Consider the following 2238-nt stretch of genomic DNA (forward strand, 5'->3'; position numbering starts at 1 on the left):
GGAGGAGCCGGGGGAGCCGTACGCGGCGGTGGGGTACGGGGGGAGGGAGATGCCGATGGTTCTGAGGTAGGGGGTACGGGAGTACTACGCGGTGAGGGGGACCGTCAGTCCTTGAAGCCCCGGTGCAACGTCACCACACCCCCGGTGAGGTTCCGCCAGGCGACCTTCGCCCACCCGGCCTCCCGCAGCCGCGAGGCCAGGGCGGGCTGATCGGGCCACGCCCGGATGGACTCGGCGAGGTACACGTACGCGTCCGGGTTGGAGGACACCGCGCGGGCCACCGGCGGCAGCGCCCGCATCAGGTACTCCGTGTAGACCGTCCGGAACGGCGCCCACGTCGGGTGGGAGAACTCGCAGATCACGACCCGCCCCCCGGGCCGGGTCACCCGGTACATCTCGCGGAGCCCCGCGTCGAAGTCCTGCACGTTCCGCAGCCCGAACGAGATCGTCACCGCGTCGAACGTGTCGTCCTTGAACGGCAGCCGCGTGGCGTCCCCGGCGGTGAACGGCAGCCAGGAGTTGCGCCGCTTGCCGACCTGAAGCATGCCGAGGGAGAAGTCGCACGGCACGACATACGCCCCGGCCTGCGCGAACGGCAGCGAGGAGGTGGCCGTACCGGCGGCGAGATCGAGGATCTTCTGGGCCGGCCGGGCATCCACCGCCCGCGCGACCTCCTTGCGCCACCGCCGGTCCTGCCCGAGGGACAGCACGTCGTTGGTCAGGTCGTACCGTTCCGCCACGTTGTCGAACATCGAGGCGACTTCGTGCGGCTGCTTGTCCAGGGATGCGCGGGTCACCCGGCCCATTCTTGCAGCCTCCCCCCAGGGAGCCACGGCAGGGACCTCAGGGCAGCAGCCGGGGCCGTTTCCTCCCGGCCACGTCCCAGAACCGGTCGGTCAGCGGCACCGCGAGGATCAGCGCGATCTCGTGCCACAGGTAGATCGTCACCGCGCGGGCGTTGAAGACGCCGACGACCCGGTCGAGCCGCCGGTGCTTCGCGAGCCCTGCGAGGTCCACCCCGAAGTACGACTTCGCGTACATCAGGAGGGTGACGTACCCGGCGGACCAGAACGCCTGCGCGAGGGGTAGGTCGTCGAGGTCGTACGACCCGGTCTCCCCCTGACGGGTGAGGGCGTACCAGCCGCCGAACCCCGTCGCGGCCAGCGCCGGCACGATCACGGCGAGCGGTCGTAGCCGGGAACCCCATGACGTACTCGATGTGCTGCCAGGCGCCGATGACCGTGTTCCGGTTCCCGGCGACCGCTCCGACCCCGGGGTCGGCGAACGGCTGGACCAGGTGGCGCACGGCGTCCGGTTCGAAGACGGTGTCGCCGTCCACCATGACGACGATGTCGCAACTCGCGCCGCGCACCCCGTTGTTGAGCGCGGCGGGCTTCCCGGCGTTCTCCTGCCGGATGACGCGTACGCCGTCCATGCCGAGCCGTGTCGATGCATTCCTTCTCGTTGTACGCGGGGACGACCACACTGACCCGCCGGGTCACCTCGGGCCCCCGACTGAACCTGCGCTCATGGCGTTTGCGGTGATGCCGCCGCGCGAGGACGAGCATCATCCCGAACCGGCCCAGCACCGCGACGCCTACGACCATGAGGCCGACGGAGAGCGTGCGCACCGTCCATTCGGCGAGCGCCACGGCGGCGATGAGCGCCCCTCGGCCCGCATCCGCTCGATGTACTCCGGCAGCGCGGCGATGGTCTGGGACCGTTCACCCCCGGCGTCGTGGAAAAGGACCGACGCGCCTTTTCCGTCCTCCGGCGTCGCTCATTGGAAAAGGGTCGTGGTGATACCGGCGGCACCGGCGAGTGCCAACTGGGTCTGCCGCATCTCGCGGTTGACGCGGGCGTCGGACTGCCAGCGCGAGCAGGAGCAGCAGCGCGAGGATGACCCTCGGTTTCTGGAGCGCCGCCGCCTTGCCCGCCGCTCGGCCGGAGTTGGGCGGGGCGACCGGGTCCCTGGCCCTGGCCGGCTCCGCCTCGGCCGAACGGCAGCAGGGAGGACGCCCTGGACCTGCGTCCGGAGCTGTCGACGAACACGGGCCCCTCAGCGGACCCGGCGCCGCGTTTGCGTCGCCGGCCGCGCGTGGCCGCACGGCTTTCGATGGCGGGCTCGGATTGCATTCCCCGGACATTAAGAGCTTGTCTCACGTGGCGTGAGATGGGTGCGGCATGATGCCTTGCCATGGGTATCGGTCTGTCACAGCGGTTGGTTCCTGACGAACT

1 protein-coding gene and 2 pseudogenes are annotated in these 2238 nt (G+C 70.4%); all 3 read right to left on the minus strand.

Going from position 1 to position 2238, the window contains the following annotated elements:
- Positions 1 to 104: 104 nt before the first annotated feature.
- Positions 105 to 797 (minus strand): demethylmenaquinone methyltransferase, encoded by a 693-nt coding sequence (locus tag AOK24_RS25775; protein WP_055722455.1) that lies wholly within the window; start codon positions 795 to 797, stop codon positions 105 to 107.
- 46 nt (positions 798 to 843) lie between these two features.
- Positions 844 to 1197, minus strand: a pseudogene (locus AOK24_RS25780) (acyltransferase family protein); the annotation flags it as partial.
- 1 nt (position 1198) lies between these two features.
- Positions 1199 to 1873: pseudogene (locus AOK24_RS46355) on the minus strand (glycosyltransferase); the annotation flags it as partial.
- Positions 1874 to 2238 lie beyond the last annotated feature (365 nt).

Source organism: Streptomyces niveiscabiei (genome assembly GCF_001419795.1).
GTDB classification, from domain to species: Bacteria; Actinomycetota; Actinomycetes; order Streptomycetales; family Streptomycetaceae; genus Streptomyces; species Streptomyces niveiscabiei.